This window comes from Parafannyhessea umbonata (assembly GCF_900105025.1).
In the GTDB taxonomy this organism is placed as follows: Bacteria; Actinomycetota; Coriobacteriia; order Coriobacteriales; family Atopobiaceae; genus Parafannyhessea; species Parafannyhessea umbonata.
The window spans coordinates 520,450-538,556 of record NZ_LT629759.1 but is presented as its reverse complement, the minus strand read 5'-3'; the positions used below and the strand labels follow the sequence as shown (position 1 = coordinate 538,556).

At 64.4% G+C, this 18,107-nt stretch carries 16 protein-coding genes; 2 read left to right on the top strand and 14 right to left on the bottom strand.

Annotated elements, in window-relative coordinates; genetic code table 11:
* Positions 1-64 precede the first annotated feature (64 nt).
* The 5 genes from BLT96_RS02420 to BLT96_RS02400 all read right to left on the bottom strand — a co-directional run bounded on the left by BLT96_RS02420 (position 65) and on the right by BLT96_RS02400 (position 4,609).
* Complete coding sequence (locus BLT96_RS02420) at positions 65-973, bottom strand: IS3 family transposase (RefSeq protein ID WP_090864125.1); 909 nt, start codon at positions 971-973, stop codon at positions 65-67.
* The gene (locus BLT96_RS10775; protein ID WP_090861460.1) at positions 922-1,437 is read right to left on the bottom strand and encodes a helix-turn-helix domain-containing protein; all 516 of its coding nucleotides are present in this window, start codon (positions 1,435-1,437) and stop codon (positions 922-924) included. Before BLT96_RS10775 ends, BLT96_RS02420 begins: the two co-directional genes overlap by 52 nt.
* Before the next feature lie 128 nt (positions 1,438-1,565).
* A complete protein-coding gene (locus tag BLT96_RS02410; protein WP_090861459.1) occupies positions 1,566-2,978 on the bottom strand; it encodes a Sapep family Mn(2+)-dependent dipeptidase in 1,413 nt (470 codons plus the stop codon).
* Between the two features lie 132 nt (positions 2,979-3,110).
* Entirely contained in the window at positions 3,111-3,836 is a 726-nt protein-coding gene (locus tag BLT96_RS02405) for an SDR family NAD(P)-dependent oxidoreductase (protein WP_245719304.1), read from the bottom strand.
* 2 nt (positions 3,837-3,838) lie between these two features.
* Positions 3,839-4,609: a VUT family protein gene (locus BLT96_RS02400; protein ID WP_090861457.1), complete on the bottom strand. Its 771-nt coding sequence runs from the start codon at positions 4,607-4,609 to the stop codon at positions 3,839-3,841.
* 192 nt (positions 4,610-4,801) lie between these two features.
* On the opposite strand from BLT96_RS02400, the gene BLT96_RS02395 reads away from it, so the two are divergent.
* Positions 4,802-5,539, top strand: coding sequence for an HAD family hydrolase (locus BLT96_RS02395; protein WP_090861456.1), 738 nt, complete (start codon positions 4,802-4,804; stop codon positions 5,537-5,539).
* A 16-nt stretch (positions 5,540-5,555) separates the two neighbouring features.
* On the opposite strand, the gene BLT96_RS02390 is transcribed toward BLT96_RS02395, so the two are convergent.
* The 8 genes from BLT96_RS02390 to BLT96_RS02355 form a co-directional block, all read right to left on the bottom strand.
* Positions 5,556-6,986 carry a Sapep family Mn(2+)-dependent dipeptidase gene (locus BLT96_RS02390; RefSeq protein ID WP_090864123.1) on the bottom strand — a complete coding sequence of 477 codons (1,431 nt, stop codon included), beginning with the start codon at positions 6,984-6,986 and terminating at the stop codon, positions 5,556-5,558.
* A gap of 145 nt (positions 6,987-7,131) precedes the next feature.
* The gene (locus BLT96_RS02385; RefSeq protein ID WP_090844437.1) at positions 7,132-7,335 is read right to left on the bottom strand and encodes a cold-shock protein; all 204 of its coding nucleotides are present in this window, start codon (positions 7,333-7,335) and stop codon (positions 7,132-7,134) included.
* A 237-nt stretch (positions 7,336-7,572) separates the two neighbouring features.
* Positions 7,573-7,962 (bottom strand): hypothetical protein, encoded by a 390-nt coding sequence (locus tag BLT96_RS02380; RefSeq protein WP_090861455.1) that lies wholly within the window; start codon positions 7,960-7,962, stop codon positions 7,573-7,575.
* Positions 7,963-8,059: 97 nt separating this feature from the next.
* A complete protein-coding gene (gene ruvB, locus BLT96_RS02375) occupies positions 8,060-9,133 on the bottom strand; it encodes a Holliday junction branch migration DNA helicase RuvB (RefSeq protein ID WP_090844443.1) in 1,074 nt (357 codons plus the stop codon).
* Positions 9,134-9,136: 3 nt separating this feature from the next.
* Positions 9,137-9,769, bottom strand: coding sequence for a Holliday junction branch migration protein RuvA (ruvA, locus tag BLT96_RS02370; RefSeq protein ID WP_090861454.1), 633 nt, complete (start codon positions 9,767-9,769; stop codon positions 9,137-9,139).
* A complete protein-coding gene (gene ruvC / locus BLT96_RS02365) occupies positions 9,766-10,419 on the bottom strand; it encodes a crossover junction endodeoxyribonuclease RuvC (RefSeq protein ID WP_090861453.1) in 654 nt (217 codons plus the stop codon). The genes ruvA and ruvC overlap by 4 nt, the downstream gene beginning before the upstream one ends.
* A 72-nt stretch (positions 10,420-10,491) precedes the next feature.
* A complete protein-coding gene (locus BLT96_RS02360; RefSeq protein ID WP_090861452.1) occupies positions 10,492-12,405 on the bottom strand; it encodes a nitrilase-related carbon-nitrogen hydrolase in 1,914 nt (637 codons plus the stop codon).
* A gap of 101 nt (positions 12,406-12,506) precedes the next feature.
* A complete protein-coding gene (locus tag BLT96_RS02355) occupies positions 12,507-12,887 on the bottom strand; it encodes a desulfoferrodoxin family protein (protein ID WP_090844455.1) in 381 nt (126 codons plus the stop codon).
* Between the two features lie 190 nt (positions 12,888-13,077).
* Between BLT96_RS02355 and BLT96_RS02350 the strand changes: the two genes are divergently transcribed.
* Positions 13,078-14,043, top strand: a complete 966-nt coding sequence (locus BLT96_RS02350) for an Abi family protein (RefSeq protein WP_157692116.1) — start codon at positions 13,078-13,080, stop codon at positions 14,041-14,043.
* Here the strand turns inward: BLT96_RS02350 and dnaE are convergent.
* On the bottom strand, positions 14,040-17,951 hold the full coding sequence (gene dnaE, locus BLT96_RS02345; RefSeq protein WP_090861450.1) for a DNA polymerase III subunit alpha: 3,912 nt from the start codon (positions 17,949-17,951) through the stop codon (positions 14,040-14,042). The genes BLT96_RS02350 and dnaE overlap by 4 nt on opposite strands.
* Positions 17,952-18,107: the final 156 nt, after the last annotated feature.

The following is an 18,107-nucleotide window of genomic DNA, read 5'->3' as shown; positions in this document are numbered from 1 at the left end:
AAAGCGCCCCGGACACGCGCGTCTGAACTGCGCCCCAAAACTTGGACGCGATAAATCATAACCGCTAGGCGGCCCCCCGGAGGGCCTGGTCCCGGAACTCGATCGGGGTCAGGCCCTTCAGCTTGGCCTGGCGCCTCGCATGGTTCCAATGGTGGATGTACGCCTCGAGGTCGCGCTTGAACTCCTCGAACGTCTCCCAGTCCCTGCCCCTGTAGAACTCGTCCTTCAGGTGGCCGAAGACCTGCTCGGTGGCGCCGTTGTCGATGCAGTTGCCCTTGCGCGACATGCTCTGCACGAAGCCGTTCTCCCTGAGCTTCGCGACGTAGGACACGTGCTGGTACTGCCAGCCCATGTCGGAGTGCAGGACCGGCGCCGCGCCCTCCGGCTTCGCCGCCACGAGCATTGAGAGCATCTCCTCCTGCTGAGCGAGGTCCGGATGCTCCGAGACCGACCAGGCCACGATCTCCTTGCTGCCGAAGTCGTACACGGGCGCGAGGTAGGCCTTGCCGAACCCGCACTTGAACTCGGTGACGTCGGTGCCCATCTTCTGCCAGGGGCCGTCGGCGGCGAAGTCGCGGCCGAGCACGTTCTCGAAGGTCTCGCCGACCTTCCCCCTGTAGGAGCTGTACCTGTGGTGGTCGGTCTCCCGGCGGATGCCGCACCTGAGGCCCATCTCGTTCATCATCTTGAGCACGGTCTTGTCCGCTATCCGCGCGCCGTCGACGGCGCGCAGCTCCATCGCCACCTGCCTGTGGCCGACGCCGTTGGGGAGCCTGCCGAAGATCTCCGTCACCCTGGCGCGCAGCTCCGGCCTGGTGGGGGCCTTGGGGTGCGAGACGGCGTAGTAGTAGCTCGACCTGGGGAGGCCGGCGGCCTCGAGGAGGTCGGAGAGGTCGTGCCGCCCTGAAAGCTCGGCGACCGCTAGGGCCTTCTCCCGGTTCGGGAGCGCAGCTCCGCCTTCAGGGCTATCGATTTTTTTAGGTACGCCACCTGCGCCTCGAGCCTCCTGACCTCGCGCTCGAGCTCCTGCTCGCGGGTCATCGGCGCGGCCTTCGCGCCCGACCCCCTCGGCCTGCCCTTCGGCTTGGGCCTCAGGGCCTCGGCCCCGCCCCCGCGGTACAGCCTGCACCACTGCTTCAGCGGCGTCGCGCTCGCGATGCCGAAGCGCTCCATCGCCTCGGGCTTGGCCATCCCGTCGTCGACCACGGCCCTGGCTGCGGCGACCTTGGTCTCGAAGTCGTATCTCGCGTGCTTCTCGCCCATTTTCAGCAGGCCGTCCCTCCCGGTCGCGCGGTACGTCTTCTGCCAGTTTCTCACAGCCTCGGCGGGCACGCCAAGCCCCCTTGCGACGGACCCGTAGCCGAGGCCCCTCTCGAACATCTCGGCTGCGCGCTCGCGCAGCGACCGGTCGTGCCTCAATCTCAGGTCGACGGACATGGAAAGCCTCCCATCTCTCGGACTTCTATTTCCCTGTCCAAGAAATGGGAGGCAGTTCAGTCACGGCTTGACGCGGTGCCCGGGGCACCCTTGTGCCCAGAGCCACAATCGCCTAAGAAGCAGAGTCCCTAGAACTCGAGCCTCATGAGGCGCGCGATGGACACGATGTAGATCTGCAGCGCGCGCTTGAGCTGCTCCTCGCTGAAACCCTCGTCCGCGGAGTGCTCCGCACCCACCCAGTCGGGCATGGGGAACGCCGGGTCGTTCGGGCCGAAGGAGCCGCCGGCCTTGAAGTGGCGTGCGTACGTGCCGCCACCGATGCAGAAGCCCTTCGCGTCGCGACCCGTGTACTCGTTGTACGTCCTCACGAGCGTCTGCATCGCAGGCGTGTCCGGATCGGTGAGGAACGGCACCATGTCGATGTCGACGTGGATGGTGCAGCCGTGCTCGGCCGCAAGCGCGCCAACGCGACGCGTGATCTCCTCGCCGGTGATGTTCGTGGGATAGCGGCTGTCAAGCGTCTGCTCGAAGCGACCGTCCTTGGTGGCGATGGTGCCGCCGATGCACGTCAGGGGGTCGAAGTACTCGTCCTGGCATGCGATGCCCAGGGTCGAGCCGTCCGTGGAGCCAAAGACCAGCCTCTCGAACTGGAGGAAGTCCTTCTCGTCCGCAGAGCACAGCTCGTTCTGCAGCAGGTAGTCGACGAGAAGACCGATGGCATTGATCGAGCCCTGCGGCGTGGACGCGTGCGCGCCGATGCCGTGGGCCGTGAGGCGCGCCAGCCCCTCCCCCGCGGGCTCGACGTCGATGCGATCGGCGGACGGCAGCGTGGACGCGTCAGCGCGCACGACGGCCGTGGCCTCGCCCGCGACGGCGTTGCCGACGGTGCCACCCTCGAAGTCCACGATCACGTCCGAGACGGGCTTGGAGGTGACGGTCGCGGACCAGCCGCCCTTTTCGCCGTAGATGAGCGGGAAGTCCGCGTCCGGCGAGAACAGGAACTCTGGCTGGTCGAAGTTGTCGAGGTACCACTCGACGTCGGCCATCTCGGTCTCCTCGTTGTTGCCGATGATGCAGCGCAGCGTGTACGGCAGCTGCTCGCCCGTCTCGCGCGCGAGGTCCGCGAAGAACTTCGCCGCATAGAGCGAGAGGGTCGTGGGACCCTTGTCGTCGAGCACGCCGCGGCCGATGAGGTAGCCATCCTTGCGGGTCACCCTGAACGGCTCGAACGTCCAGCCGGTGCCGGCGGGGACGATGTCCGTGTGGCCTATGGTCGCTATCTGCTTGGGGGATGCGCCGGGGACGTCCGCGTAGCCGATGTGGCCGTCGCAGTTGTGGGCATCGAGCCCCAGGCGCGTCGCGATCTTCACGGCGGTGTCGAGTGCCTCGAACGGCGCGGGGCCGTACGGCTTGCCGGGCTCGGCGTGGTCGAGGTCTTCGACCGAGTTGATCCTCACCAGGGAGTCGATGTCCGCAACGACGTCCTCCCAGTTCTTCTCGACAAACTCCTTCGCGCGTTGCTTAAGTTCCTCGTCCGTCATGGAAACCTCCGCATAGATGTGTTGTCGTATCCAATACCCACCCAGTGTAACAGGCTGGCAACAATCGGGGGCGCGTCTTCCGCGGGCGGCACGGGCAGGCGTGCGCGCGGAGCAACGGACGAAAGTCAGGCGCTATCCCTCGGTCGGTCTGTGCCCGACCTCGACGTCCGGCCACACGAACTGGGCGTTGCCCGCCTCTCCCCCGTCGACGAGGATGCTCTGCCCCGTCATGAAACGGTTGGTCACGCCCACGAAGTACACCCACTCCGCGATCTCGCGCGGGGTCGCCCAGCGACGCAGCGGCGTGAGCGCCATGATCTTGCCCCAGAGTTCGGGATCGTCCATCACGGGACGGTTGAGATCGGTCATGACGCCACCGGGGTCGATGCTGTTTGCGATGGCCTGCGGCGCGAGGCGCAGCGCCAGGTTCTTGGTGTACGCGATGATGCCGCCCTTGCTTGCGGCATAGTGCGGAAACTCCGAGCCGTTGTGCCCGGACGACGAGCCGACGTTCACCACGGAGCGCACCTGCTCGCGCGGGTGCGAGACGCTCTGGAATGCGTAGCGTTCGCACACGTTGATTGCGCCCTTCAGGTTGACGTCTATGTCGTCCGGGGTGTTCTGCACGCCGGCGCACGTGACGATGACCTGTGGGGACAGGTCGGGAAGCGATGCTGCGTCCCGCACGTCCGCCACGTGGTGGAGATAGCGCGCGTGCTCGACCGTCGCCGGCGCGACGTCGAGGCCGTCCACGCGGTGCCCACGCTCGAGAAAGAGCTCCGAGACCGCGCGACCGATGCCGCCTGAGGCACCGGTCACGAGCACGTCCATGGGGTGCCGCTCCTCCCGCACGCCCACGGCTACGCCTCCCTCGCGACGGCTGCGTCCACCACGGCCGCGGAGGCCGCGTTCTTCTCGCCCTGGGCATCGAGATACGCTTGGCCGACGCCGTCGCGCTCCCACTGGCGCACGACGCGGAAGCCTATGGGGCTGAGCACGACCTCGCACAGCAGCTCGACGAGGGCGCCGGTGACCGAGCAGCCGAGCACCTGGATCCACGTCCAGCCGAAGAACGTGTGGCTGACGATGATGGCGAACGTGAGGTTGTCGACGAGCTGACCCACGAGGGTGGACGTGTAGGATCGCGCGGCGAACGTGCCGAAGTTATCCTTCACGAACTTGCTGCCAATGAACTGGTTGAGCAGGGAGTTGGTGACGGACGAGAGGAGCATGGAGATCGAGCTGCCAAGGACCACGTACCAGCTGCCACCGAACGTGGCGTTGAGGCCCGCGTCCACGGGGGCGAGCCCGGAGGAGTAGTATGCGCCCCAGTGGCCGGGCGCGAGGCTGACAAGCCACAACAGCGCGACAACCGCAAGGTTGCATGCGAGCGCGAACACGGAGATCTTGATGGATGCCTTTGCCCCAAAGCGCTTGGTGATCATGTCCATGCAGAGGAACGAGACCCAGCTGAGCGTGATGCCGCAGTCCAGCGCAAGGTACGGAAGCGAGACGAGCTCCTTGTTGGCCAGCAGGTTCATGAGAACGACGCTCAGCACGAAGAGCGTGACGTTTGTGCTGGGCACGTTGCGCAGCAGAAGCCGATAATCCCTGAAAAAGTCCCTAAACATGCGAGTATCTCCTTTGGTTTTAGGTTTAACGAGCAGGATTTAGGACCCGAACTGCTCGGCGGGCGTTTGTACCCGCGCAGGACGCACGATAGACTAGCATATTTCACGGCAGTCGCGCGCGCACGCGTCGAGCTTGCACGAGGCGCAGGCCGCCCACACGCGCAACCCACACACCAATCGACGGAGGCTCCCATGGACTCATCCCAACACGACGCGGCGAGAAGGACCAAGACGCCGGGAGCCGCAAGGGCGCCGTGGCTTGCGGGCAGGGCCCCCGCGGCGCTGTGGCCTCCGCGCTTTGGGGCGGCGATATTCGACTTCGACGGAACGATATCCGATACCGCGGACCTGTGGCGCAAGGTGGACGTGGCGTTCTTGGGGTCGCGCGGCTTCCAGGTTCCACCAGACTACGCACGCACGCTCTCCGCACTGGGCTTCGAGGCTGGCGCGCGCTACACCATCGAGCGCTTTGGACTGCGCGAGTCCGTGCAAGAAATCTGCGACGAGTGGAATGCCATGGGACGCGCGCTCTATAGGGACGAGGCCCGGTTACGCCCCGGCGCCGAGGCCTACATCCGCGCGTTGCGCAGACTGGGCGTTCCCGTCGCCCTCGCAACGACGAACGACCCGGACGTGCTGGACTCCATGCGCGGCATCGACATGGACGCGCTCTTCGAGGCGAGGGTCCACGGCAAGGACGTGCCCGTGCCCAAGAGCAAGCCGGACATCTACCTGGAGGCGGCACAACGCCTGGGTGCCGCACCTGAAGACTGCATCGTGTTCGAGGACATCACGGTAGGCATCCGCTCCGCGCGCTGCGCCGGCATGCTCACGTGCGGCGTTCGCTCGAACGACCCAACGCAGGATGCGGAGGAGGTCCGTGCGGCCGCGGACCTCTTCCTGGACGATTGGCGTGACATCGCGCTGTAAGGCCAGCGTGGGCGACCTAGAGCTCGAGCCTCATGAGACGTGCAATGGACACGATGTAGATCTTGAGCGCACGACGCAGCGTCTCCTCCGCGATACCCTCGTCGGGACCGTGCTCCGGCCCGACCCACTCCGGCAGCTCCGCCTCTGGGTCGTTCGGGCCGAAGGCGCAGGCGCGGCTGAAGTTGCGCGCGTACGTGCCGCCGCCGATGACCATCGCCTCCGCCGGCCTCCCCGTGTACTCGTGATACGTGTCGAGCAAGCACCTAATCTCAGGCGACGTGGGCTCGATGTAGAACGGGACCTTCACGCCGTCCACGTCGAACGTCAGGCCATGCTCCTCGCCGAGCGTCGCGAGCGCGCGGGTGATCTCCTCGTCCGTGGTCGAGGCAGGATATCGCGAGTCCACCGTCTGCACGAAGCGGCCGCCCTCGGTGCGCACCGTGCCTCCGATGCAGGTAAGGGGGCCGAACTTCTCGTCCGCAGACGCAATGCCCACGGAGGATCCGTCCGTGGACGCGGCGCACAGCAGGTGTTCGAACGAGAGGAACGCACGCTCGCGCTCGGAGCAGACATCGTTGACCAGGAGGTAGTCCGCAAGCACGCCAATGGCGTTGACGGTTCCCGCCGGCAGGGAAGCATGTCCGCCGACACCGTGCGCGACAACCCGTGCGAGCCCCTCGCCCGCCGGCTCGATGTCGATGCCGTCCGCCGCGGGAAGCTCGTCCGCGGCAACGCGCACGAGCGCGGTCGCCTGGCCGGGAATCGCGTTGGCGACCGTGCCGGCATCAAGCTCCACGATGCGGCTACCGGGGACATCGCCCGCGATGACCTCGCTCGTGAAGTGGCCGTGGAAGACGCCCTTCTCCCCGCAGATGAGCGGGAAGTCGGCGTCAGGAGTGAAGGCGAACGCGGGCTCGTCGTAATGGGCGAGGTACCACTTGAGGTCGCCCATCTCGCACTCCTCCTCGTTGCCCACAAGGCAGCGCAGGGTGTACGGCAGCGGACTGCCCGTCTTATCCGCCTTGCGCTTGAAGAAGTGCGCCGCATAGAGCGAAAGCACGAACGGACCCTTGTCGTCCAACACGCCACGGCCAATGAGATAGCCCTCGCGACGCGTCACGTCGAAGGGGTCGACCGTCCAGCCAAGCCCCTCGGGAACGACGTCCGTGTGGGCAATGGTCGCGATCTGGCGGTCGGATGCACCCGGAAGATCCGCGTAGCCTATGTAGCCCTCGCACTCGTGGGCATCGAGCCCCAGCCTCCGTGCGATGCCAAGCGCGGCCACGAGCGCATCATGGCTGCCCTTGCCCCACGGCATACCAGGACCCGCCGTCTTCGGGTCGCGCACGGAGCGAATCTTCACCAACGTGCGGATGTCCTCAACCGCGTCCTCCCATACCTCATCGACGTAGGCGTCAACCTCTTGCTCGAGCTTCTCGTCGGACATGCTTCCCCCATCTCTCGTGTCGTTGTTCGAAACCAATGGTACACGCCAAGTTGGACTAATGGCTTCTCCTTTGGCGCATACGAGACAGCGCATCAAAAAAAGGGACCGCCGAAGCGGTCCCCATTCAGCTCTGTTGGGTTGGTGATTAGAGCTTACGAACGTTGGAAGCCTGGAGCTTGCCGTTCTGGCCAGTGGTGATATCGAACTCGACAGCCTGACCCTCGTCGAGAGTCTTGTAGCCGTCCATCTGAATCTCGGAGTAGTGGACGAACAGGTCGTCGCCGTCCTCGCGAGAGATGAAGCCGTAGCCCTTGTCGGCGTTGAACCACTTAACAGTACCCTGAGCCATGTCGTGCCTTTCTTTCTTGTTCCGCGAGGGAACATGAACGCTGCGCTTTCGCGCGATACATTGTGCAACCCGCCCTGCGGCGCGTCACGAGGGATATATTACCCCAAAGACCCCGCTACCTCTCCCACAAACCGTTTACGGACGAAATTCGACCCTAAATTGAATCATTGCTTCCCGAAACCCAAAGGCAGCTGCATGAAAGCGCAGATCGCCGTATTTCCACACCAATCCGTCACGCTATGACAGCCCTGCCTCCAGCTCCGCAAACTCCTCTGGGATGGTTCCGTCCGCATGGAAGGCGCCTGCGATGGCGGTTGCCTGCGCGCGCCGAAGAGACGCCTCGGCGTCATCCCCCTGCCGCTCGTAAGCGAGCGCCACCTTGTCAAGGGCATATGCGGCGTACGCGGCCACGGACTCCCCCACGCCAGACAGCGTCATCATGGTGACGAGCGATTGGGGCGAGAGCGCCATGGCCGTCCGCGCGTCCAGATCGAGCAGCTCTCCCACGGCACGCTCCACCTCGCCTACGCGAGCAAAGTCGCCGTCGCAGAGCGCCCCGCGCAAGCTCGCGCTCACAGTCTCCACAAAGCGACCGATTACCTCGAGCAGATAGTCGTGTTGCAGCATCCGTCCCTCCAAACCATGACCCCACAGCGGCTCCGCGTCGCGTGGTCACGCACGTCCAAGTACTGACGAACGTAGTATATGTCCAGACACGCCAGCCCTACCTTGTGGCAGGCGGAACGACTCCAAGGTGCTCGAACGCGAGCTGCGTAGCCTGTCTGCCTTGGGGGGTCCTGATGATGAGACCAGTCTGAAGCAGGTATGGCTCGTATACGTCCTCAAGAGTCGCAGGATCCTCGCCGACTGCACTCGCGACGGTCGTGAGTCCGACCGGCCTGCCCCTAAACGTCTTCGTGAGGGCCGTGAGGATCTTCACGTCCATCCAGTCGAGACCCATCTCGTCAATCTCGAAGAACTTCAGCGCCTCGGCCGCGATGTCCCACGTGATGCTTCCCTCGGCCTTCACCTGTGCGTAGTCGCGAACGCGCTTGAGGAGCCGATTGGCAAGGCGCGGCGTGCCGCGAGAGCGCGACGCAATCTCGAGCGCCCCTTGCTGGTCTATATCCACGCCGAGGATGCCCGCCGACCTCACGACGATACGAGCGAGTTCTTCCGTCGTGTAGTAGTCGAGACGATAGCTAATGCCAAAGCGGTCGCGCAGCGGGCCGGTGAGAAGACCAGTCCTCGTGGTCGCGCCTATGAGCGTGAAGCGTGGCACGTCCAGCCTGATGGATCTTGCGGCAGGACCCTTGCCTATCACGATGTCCAGGAAGAAGTCCTCCATCGCGGGATAGAGCACCTCCTCCACCTGGTGGTTCAGGCGGTGTATCTCATCCACGAAGAGGATGTCGCCCTCCTCGAGGTTCGTGAGGATGGCCGCAAGGTCACCGGTCCTCTCGATCGCGGGTCCTGACGTCGTGTGGAGCTTGGCCCCCATCTCGTTCGCCACGACGCCGGCAAGCGTCGTCTTGCCCAGTCCCGGAGGACCCGAGAAGATGACGTGGTCGAGGGGCTCGTTTCTTTCCTTTGCCGCTTGAATCAGGACGCGGAGGTTCTCCCTCACGCGCTCCTGTCCGCAGTAGTCGTCCAGCGACTTTGGCCTTAGCGTGCGATCTACGTCGAGGTCGTCCGCGGTGAGCTCCGCCGTGACGGACCTAGGGCCCGACTCGCGCATGCCGCGCATCCCCGCCGTTCCTGCATCCTCGAACAGGTCGTCCCTACCAGCTTCCCACATGGCTTATGCCCCGCTTCCCAGCCGCTTGAGCGCGTACGACAGCACCTGCTGTATGGTCATCGCCCCCGCTTCCTCGTGACCTTGCAGCGCAAGTTCTACCTCCTGCGAGGTAAAGCCCATGGAGAGGAGCGCATCGGTCGCCTCCGCCTCAACCGGAAGTGCGGGGACGGAAGCGACAACGTCTCCGCGCGACGGTTGCGAAAGGCCGACAAGGCTCCTGAGCTCGGCATCTTTCTGGAACACGCCCTCGAGCTCCACGAGCAGCCTCTGTGCCTTCTTCTTTCCGACTCCCGACACCTGGCTCATGCGGCCTACGTCCTCCGTTGCGACAACCGTGGCCAGCTCCTGTGGCCTGAACGTCGAGAGAACGGACAGCGCGAGCTTCGGGCCGACCCCCGAAATCGCGACGAGGCGGTCGAAGAGCGCCCGCTCCTCGCGCGTCGAGAATCCATACAGCTCCATGGCATCCTCGCGCACGATGAGCCTCGTGAGAAGCGTGACACCCGCCTCTCCCACGGAGGGAAGCGACGCCGCCGTGTTCGCCGAGACACCGAGTTCGTATCCGACCCCGTTGACGTCGAGCACGACATGAGTCGGCAGGACCTCTACGAGGGTACCCGTTAGCCTTACTATCATCTGCTGCTCCTCCTGCTCGCCCGCGTGGAGAAGAGCGGGTCGCCCTTGCCCTGAGCGCGTGCTATGTTCGCGGCAGTCGCTGCCGCAGTGATCTGACGTGCCGCCTCAGCGTCTGCCTCGCGCTGCGCCCTCTCCTGCTCCCTCAGTTGGTCCGTCGCGACGGCACGCGCGATGTTCCTCGTGCGCTTGAGGTTCGCGTAGCAGATGGCGGCCGCAAGCGCATCTGCGGCATGGTCTGGCTTCGGATCGTGGTCAAGGCCCAGGATGTTGCGCACCATATAGATGACTTGCCGCTTGTCCGCAGAGCCAGTGCCCACGACGGCTTGCTTGATCTGCATGGGGGTGAACTCCCCCACCGCAAGCCCGGCATTGGAGCATGCCACGATCGCGGCGCCGCGAGCGTGGGCCGTGGCGATGGCGGAGCGCGTGTTCTCCCCGAAGAAGATCCTCTCGATTGAGAGTTGCGAGGGATGGTAGCGACCGATGACCTCCGTGAGATCGTCGAATATCCTTCCAAGCCGCTGGTCGATGGGTTCGGAGGCCATTGTTGTGACGCAGCCGTAGGCGCGGGCACGACAAAGGGATCCGCGTGTCTCGACCACGCCCCACCCCGTATGCGCAAGACCTGGGTCTATGCCAAGTATTATCACTATGCCGCCTTACTGTGCGTCACCAAACAGAACGTTCGTTCTATGGTAGCACAGCAAGGCGACGTGGCGTGGCTAGTTCTCGGAAAATGGGTTGGGCCACGTCTGGCCGCGCGAATCCTCGAACCCGTTCGTGGGACCATCCTGACCGGCATTGTGCGCCTCGCCAAAGCCCTTCGGCCTGAACCCGCCGCCGTACGAGAAGTCTCTCAAGAACGAGAGTGCGTCCTTCACCTGCCTCGCATCGCCGTGCGGTGCGGCAGCATCGCCCCTCTCCTCGGCAACGGGCTCCCGCCTCGCGTCCTTTCCGGAGGAAGAGCCACCTCGCAGGTCTGAAACGCCGCGCAGGTCCGAAAGGCCGATGCCCGCGCCAACGCGCCGCGTAACGCGGTCGAGCATCGAGGCCGCCTCACGGTCCGCGCGGATGCGGTTGTGCCACGCGAGCCCCAAGGGCCTTCGTGCGTCAAAGAGTGTCACCGTGGACACCATGAGGTAGAGCCCTCGTCCCACGCGCCACGGCTCGCTCTCGTCCAGCCGAGCGAGCACCGCCTCGACCAGCTCGTTGTCACGCAGGTCCGCGGCGACCTCCGTCATGCTCCTGCCATACTCGATGTGGTCGGAGAGCACCTGGTCTACCTCGGCGCACCACACCTCGTCCGAAAGCGATGCGTGGTCGAGTCCCACCTCGGGCGCCTCATCCGCCGCAAGCCTCGTCGACGGAAACACCGGGCTGATCGTGTTCCTCATGCGCATGAGCTCGAGCACGTCCGAGCGGTAGACATCCCCAACGGGCTTCAGCGCGTCGGCCTCCAGGGCCAGGCGCTTCTCACCCAATGCGAGGGCGGTCTTGTCCGCGCCGGAAAGGACCACGCCGCCGACCTCCGCCGCCCACGCAGCAAGGTAGGCGTCCACGATGCCACGGCGGAGCAACGCGTCCTCCGACCTCGTGACAAAGGCCGCCGCGCGCATGTCGCCCGCATCTCGCACGTCGATCCTGAGGTTGCGCGCCAGACGCTGGCAGCACGCCTCGCGGCTGACGTCGCCCGGCACGTCCACGATTGCGTGCACGTTCGTGGGCCCCAGCGCATCAGTGGCAAGTGCGGCGACCACCATGGAGCCCACGCTGCCGTCCAGCACGAGCACGGCGCTTCTCTGCTCAATCTTATGGAGATAGTCCCTCAGCCCCAGCACGAGCGTCTGCCACAGGTAGAGCGGGCGGTTGTAGACCTCGGGCAGGACCTCGTCACCGTCGTCTGCGGACGAGCCCCCTACCTCGGCCACCACGAGGCCCTCCTCGCAGGAAGGGAGCGACGCCACAAGCTCGCCTTGCGGCGAGAGCACGAAGCTCGACCCAGAGTACACGGACGTCCCGTAGCCGCCAACGGACCCCACGCCCACGATCCAGGCGCCCGTGGTTCGTGCGTCCGCAACGTAACGATTCTCGGCAAGGTCGCTGCCAAGCACGGAGTCTACGTCATCCGCGGCGTACCCATAGCCCGCGATGTAGAGGATGGCGCCCACGTCGAGGTCAAAGTCGTCGTAATCGTCTAGGTCCTCGTAGGTGAAGGCGATGCCCAGGCGCATGCCGCCAAACTCGAACTCAGGCAGGTCGGGCGCCGGCGCATCCTCGTCGTCCGTTAGGCCGGCGTCCTCGGACTGGGCATATGCCTGCATCTTCAGGGGCAGGATCTTCTCGTCCCCCACCAGCACCGCCTCAGGCGCCGGCTGGCCGTCGAGCGCTCCGACAACAGGCACGATGCACGGGCACGACACCTCCTCGGAAAGGCGCACGAGCACGTCCATCACGTCCACAAGGAAGTCGTCCTGCTCGCTCTCGCGCACGGGCAGAGGCCCCGTCAGAGCTGCCATGGGAAAGACGAGAAGGTCAGCCCCCTGCTCTGCGGCAGCGCTGGAAAGCGCTACCATCCGCGTGGCCGTTGCCTCCAGGTCGCCCGCGCGCGTATCTATCTGTGCGATGCCAATCCTCATGTAAGAAATCCCTCCGCGGGCACGCCCGCCTGAGGGGACGCTACCCGACGGAGGGATGTGCCGCTTGGCCGCGGTGCGCGACCATCCGTCGCGTTACGGTTCTAGAACTCTGCCTTCCACAGGCCATGCAGGTTGCAGTACGCGTAGACCGTGCCATGGTCCGCGAACTTCTTGCAGAAGGTCTTCGTGGGCTCCTCGCCGGGCTTCAGGTACTTGATGATGGTCTTTCCCTCGGCCGCGACTGCGATCCACTCGATATAGTGCTCCTCGGTCATGGGGTGCGCGACCTCGCCGACCTTCACGACCATGTGCTTGTCGTCGCGCTCGATGAAGGGAACGTGCTTCTCGGCCGCCGCGTCGACGGATCCGGCAACCAGCTTCTCCATGGGCTCGCCGCAGCACGTGGGCACGCAGGCGCCCCTGTCGACCACCATGACCAAGTTACCGCACTTGTTGCAACGATAGAACGTGAGCTCTGCCATACAGTCCTCCTTGCGGGTCAACCATGACGTGTACCATGCCCGGCCGCGCGTCGCGCGGCCTTTCACCTATTGTGCCCCATACGGTGGCAGAATAACCATCTCCGTAGCGAAAGTCCCAAATGCCCCGCCATCGTGGTACAGTCGGCTCGTGGCCGCGACACGCGGCCGGACACCCAAGGCGGAGGCCAACGTGGAGAAGCGCTTCCTCACCATAGCTGAGCAGGTCGAGCTCCTCGCGGCACGCGGCCTGCGCTGCGATGCGCAGACGCCGCGCATCCTCCTGCGCGAGGGATACTACGCGGTCGTGAACGGCTACAAGCGTCCGTTCCTGGACCAAGGCGCCACCCGAGCCGCCAAGGATGATCGCTATCTGGAGGGCACGTCTTTCTCGGACGTGTACGCCCTCTTCCGCTTCGACCGCAGCCTCCGCGCGCTCACGTTCCGCCACCTCATGCTCGTCGAGGCGACGCTGCGCTCCCTCATAAGCTACGCGTTCTGCGAGCGCCACCCGCGGCCGGAGGCATACCTCGACGAGTCCAGCTACACCTGCCGCCGCGCCTACCTGCGCGGCGAGGACGCCTTCGAGGGGGACCTTCGCTGGATGATCGACACGCTCGCCCACCATGCCCGCACGCGCGAACGCGATCCGCGAGGCGATCGCCGCGACGTGCGCGTAGCCCACTTCCAGGACAACCACGACACCGTGCCTCTGTGGGTCCTCGTCGACGAGCTCACGTTTGGGAACCTCAAGTACCTCTTCGCGCTCCTACGACGCGAAGAGCAACTCACGGTCTGCGACAACCTCGCGGAGCTCAGCTCTTGCCGCTACGAAGGCCCCGCCGCGGCGGAGCGCCTGGGCGAGAAGCGCGTGTCTCCGCCCCAGAGGCCGCTCACCCCACGGCGCGTCGCCCGCGACCTCGAGGCCATCGTCGACGTTCGCAACGTCTGCGCTCATGGGGAGCGCCTGTATGATGGACGCTTCGGGCTGGAAGACGAGGCGGACTTTGCCGCCTTCGTCTCCATGATGTCCCACTTCCTCGAAACCGGAGACCTTGCACACCTGCAAGGCGGCATCGAGTCGCTCGTGACCGAGTACTCGCAGGCAAGCCCCGCCATCGCACGCGAGCTCGAACGGACGGGAATCGCGGGCATCTAGGCGATCTGCACGTGGCCGTCGCGGCCGACGAAGTCCTTCACTTCCGCGAGGAGAACCATGTTCTTCGCGTCCACCTTCGTCGGCAGCTCCATTCTCATCATATCGCCGCACGAGCTCTCGACCATGAGCTCAATGTGATCGAGACCGTTGTAGCGGTCGAAGATGGACTGGAGCGTCTCCATCCTGTCCATCGAGAGCATCCTTGAGGGGATGTAGACCTCGAACACCTTCGGCCTGTTCGTCCTCTCGTTCAGCTCGAGCGCCTCGATCTTCGAGCAGATGAGCTGGTCTCCCCTATCGCCGTGCTCGATCTTGCCGGTTGCCTGGATGAAGACGTCGCCGATGCGCTCCCCGGTGTCGGGGTCGACCTCTCCCTCGAGGGCGGACGCGCACTCCTGGTAGGTCTTCGGGAAGACGACAAGTGAAATCTCGCCTTCCATGTCCTCGAGGGTGACGATGGCCATCTGGTCACCCTTCTTGGTGACCTTCTTGGCGACGCCTCCCACGGGGACCATGCCGGCGAGCTTGATGACCTTGCCGTCCTCCACCTTGAAGCGCTGGGAGGTCGCGCCCGTCACCGGGTCGACGTAGTCCTCTGAGGCCATCGCCTCGGATATGGTGCAGTCGCGAGCCTTCGACAACGCGTACTCGAACGGCCGCAGGGGATGGTCCGATACGTAGAGTCCGAGGACGTCGTGCTCCTGCTGCAGCTTGAGATGGCGATCCCACTCGTCATCGGGGTCTGGGTCTGGTACGTCGTCCGTGAAGCCTGAGCCAGCGACGTCGGCAAACATGTCGAACATGGACACCTGTCCGTTCGCCTTGTCCTTCTGACGCTTCGCCGCGGCGTCGATGATGTTCGCGGGGTTGTTCTTGTCCACGAACTCCATGAGCTGCTTGCGCGGATAGCCCGTCTCGTCGAACGCGCCCGCCTTGATGAGGGCCTCGACCACTCGGCGGTTCGCCTGGGACGAGTCGACACGCTCGCAGAAGTCGTGTAGGTCCTTGAACGGACCGTTCGCGGCGCGCTCCGCCATGATTGCCTCGGCAGGTCCCTCGCCCACGCCCCTGATGCCGGCGAAGCCGAAGACGATCCCCTCGTCGGTTGCCGTGAAGTCCTTGCCGGACTTGTTGATGTCCGGCGGAAGGACCTTGGTGCCGTCATGGTTGCAGGCCGTGACGTAGTGGACGATCTTGTCGGTCTTGCCCATGTAGGACGTGAGGACCGAGGCCATGTACTCCTTCGGAAAGTACGCCTTCAGCCAAGCGGTCTGCATGACCAGGATCGCGTATCCGGCGGAGTGCGACTTGTTGAACGCATACGACGCGAACTCGAGGACGTTGTCCCAGATCTCCTGTGCGACGTCGCGCTTGTAGCCGTTGGCCTCCGCGCCGTTCATCCAGTGGTCGTAGATCGTCTCGTCCGCTCCGGTCTTCTCCCAGTGGAAGACCTGGTCGGTCAGCATCTTGATCTTTTTCTTGGCCACGGGCTTGCGCATGCGCGAGTCGGACTCGCCCGGCGTGAAGCCGGACATCTTCATCGAAATCTGCATGACCTGTTCCTGGTAGACCATGGTGCCATAGGTCTCTTCCAGGATCGGCTTTAGCCTGTCGTCGTAGTAGGAGATCTTCTCCTCTCCATGCATGCGCTTGATGTAGCTGTCCACCATGCCGGCGCCAAGCGGGCCCGGGCGGTAGAGCGCGATGAGAGCGACGATCTGCTTGTACTGGTTGGGCTGCATGTTCTTGATGGTCGCGGTCATGCCGCCCGACTCGACCTGGAAGACGCCGGCCGTCTGCCCCGAGCCGAGGAGCTCGTATATCTTTGGGTCCGAGAAGTCGATCTTGTCCACGTCGATGTCGACGCAGGTCGCACCATCCTTCAGGCACTTCCTCACGGCCTCGGGCACGCGCTCTATGTCAGACGCCTTCGAATACCTGCGCCTGATGTTCGCGAGTGCCTTGTTGATGACCGTCAGGGTCCTGAGTCCCAGGAAGTCCATCTTGAGCAGGCCCATGTCCGCGACCGAGTGGCCCTCGTACTGGGTGATGGTGACGTTGCCCTTCGTGTCGAGCTTCGTCGGCACGTGGTCCGTGACGGGCGTAGGTGCGATGAGCGTCGCGCAGGCGTGGACGCCCTCGCCGCGCATGAAGCCCTCGATCGAGAGGGCCGCGTCGATGATGCGGTGCGCGTCGGGATCCTTGTTGTAGGCCTCCTCGAAGTCAGGCGAGTACTGATCCGGCTTCTTCTCGTTCTTGTGGAGCGCGTTCGGCAGGGTCAGCTTGGGGTCGTTCGAAAGCATCTTGGAGAGCTTTTGGCCCATGAAGACCGGGAAGCCAAGGACGCGGTTCGCATCGTTAATGGCCTGTTTGGCCTTGATCGTCGAGTACGTGATGACCTTGCAGACGTGATCCTCGCCGTAGACGTCACGAACGTGCTGGAGCACGTCCTGAAGGTGCTCATCGTCGAAGTCCATGTCGATATCGGGCATCTCGGAACGCTGCGGCGAGAGGAACCTCTCGAACATCAGGCCGTTCTCCAGCGGGTCGAAGTTCGTGATGTTCATGGCGTACGCGACGATTGCGCCGGCGGCAGAGCCACGCCCCGGACCGACGCCGATGCCGTTGTCCTTCGCCCACTGCACATAGTCCTGGACGATGAGGAAGTAGTTCGCGAAGCCCTTCTCCGTGATGATCTTGTACTCGTGCTCGAAGCGGTCCTTGACGTTCCAGTCTCCTATGGTGAGGTCGCGCCAGTTCTCGCCGTAGCGACGCGCGAGGCCCTTCTCGCACTCCTCGCGGAAGCGCTCTTCGGCGGTCTCGCCGGGACGAAGCCCAGGGTACTCCGGCAGGTACATGCTCGACCAGTCGAGCTCGTAGTCGCACTTATCCGCGATCTCGAGCGTGGTGTCCGCGGCTTCGGGGCACCACGAGAACAGGCCGCGCATCTCCTCCTCGCTCTTCATGTAGAACTCGGTACCCTCCATGCGCATGCGGTTGGGGTCGTCGAGCGTGGTCGCCTTGCCTATGCAGCTCAGTATGTCCTGCGTGGAGGCGTCCTCGCGCGTGAGGTAGTGGAAGTCGTTGGTGCAGACGACCTTGATGCCTTCCTCGTGCGCAAGCTTCACCAGGTACTCGTCGAGCTTGCGGTCGTCCCAGCCATTGCGGAACGTGAGGCCATGGTCCTGGATCTCCATGTAGAAGTCGTCGCCAAACAGCGCGTGAAACTTGCGGGCCCAGTCGCGCGCCTCGTCGAACTGCCCGTCCAGCACGCACTGCTGGATGATGCCCTGCACACACGCGCTCTGGCAGATGAGCCCCTCGTGATACTTCTCGAGCATGCTGAAGACGGTGTGGGGCTTGCCGTAGTACATCATCTCGTGGCCAGCAGCCTCCGACATGCACTTCAGCAGGTTGTGGTAGCCGGTCGAGTTCTTCGCCAGCAGAATCAGGTGGTAGCGCTTCTCCCTATGGCCACGCTCGACGTGATCGCCCGGGATGAAGTAGGCCTCGCAGCCAAAGATGGGCTTGATCTTGAGGCGCGGGCGGTTCGCCTCCACGGCCTTCACGTCGTGGCCGCTCTCCTCCCAGGCCCTAACGTCGGACGCCCACTGATCGTGCACGCGGTCGAAGTAGTCCGCCTCATCGGGGTCGGCCGCTGGCTCCTCCAGCTCCCACTCCTTCTTGAAGCACTCGACGTCATGGCGCCACTGCTTCATGTTCTTCTGGCCATCGTTGTACTTGCGGCACTCCAGGTCGAGCTCGGGTATACCAAACATGTAGCCGTGATCCGTGATGGCGACGGCAGGCATCCCAAAGTCGACGGCGCGCTTCACCATGTCCGGAATCGGCGTCGCGCCGTCCAGAATCGAGAAGTCCGAGTGGTTGTGCAGGTGGACGAAAGCCATGTAACCCTCCGAAGGCAAGCCCAAGATTTGACCTGTCCATGATACCCCACGACAACGCCTCGCGCAGCCGAGAAGAACAAGTGTTCTCATCTCACGTACGCCCCCTGAGCTGCGGTGCCATGCAGGGTCTTCTCACATGCGCAGCTCAGAGGAGCA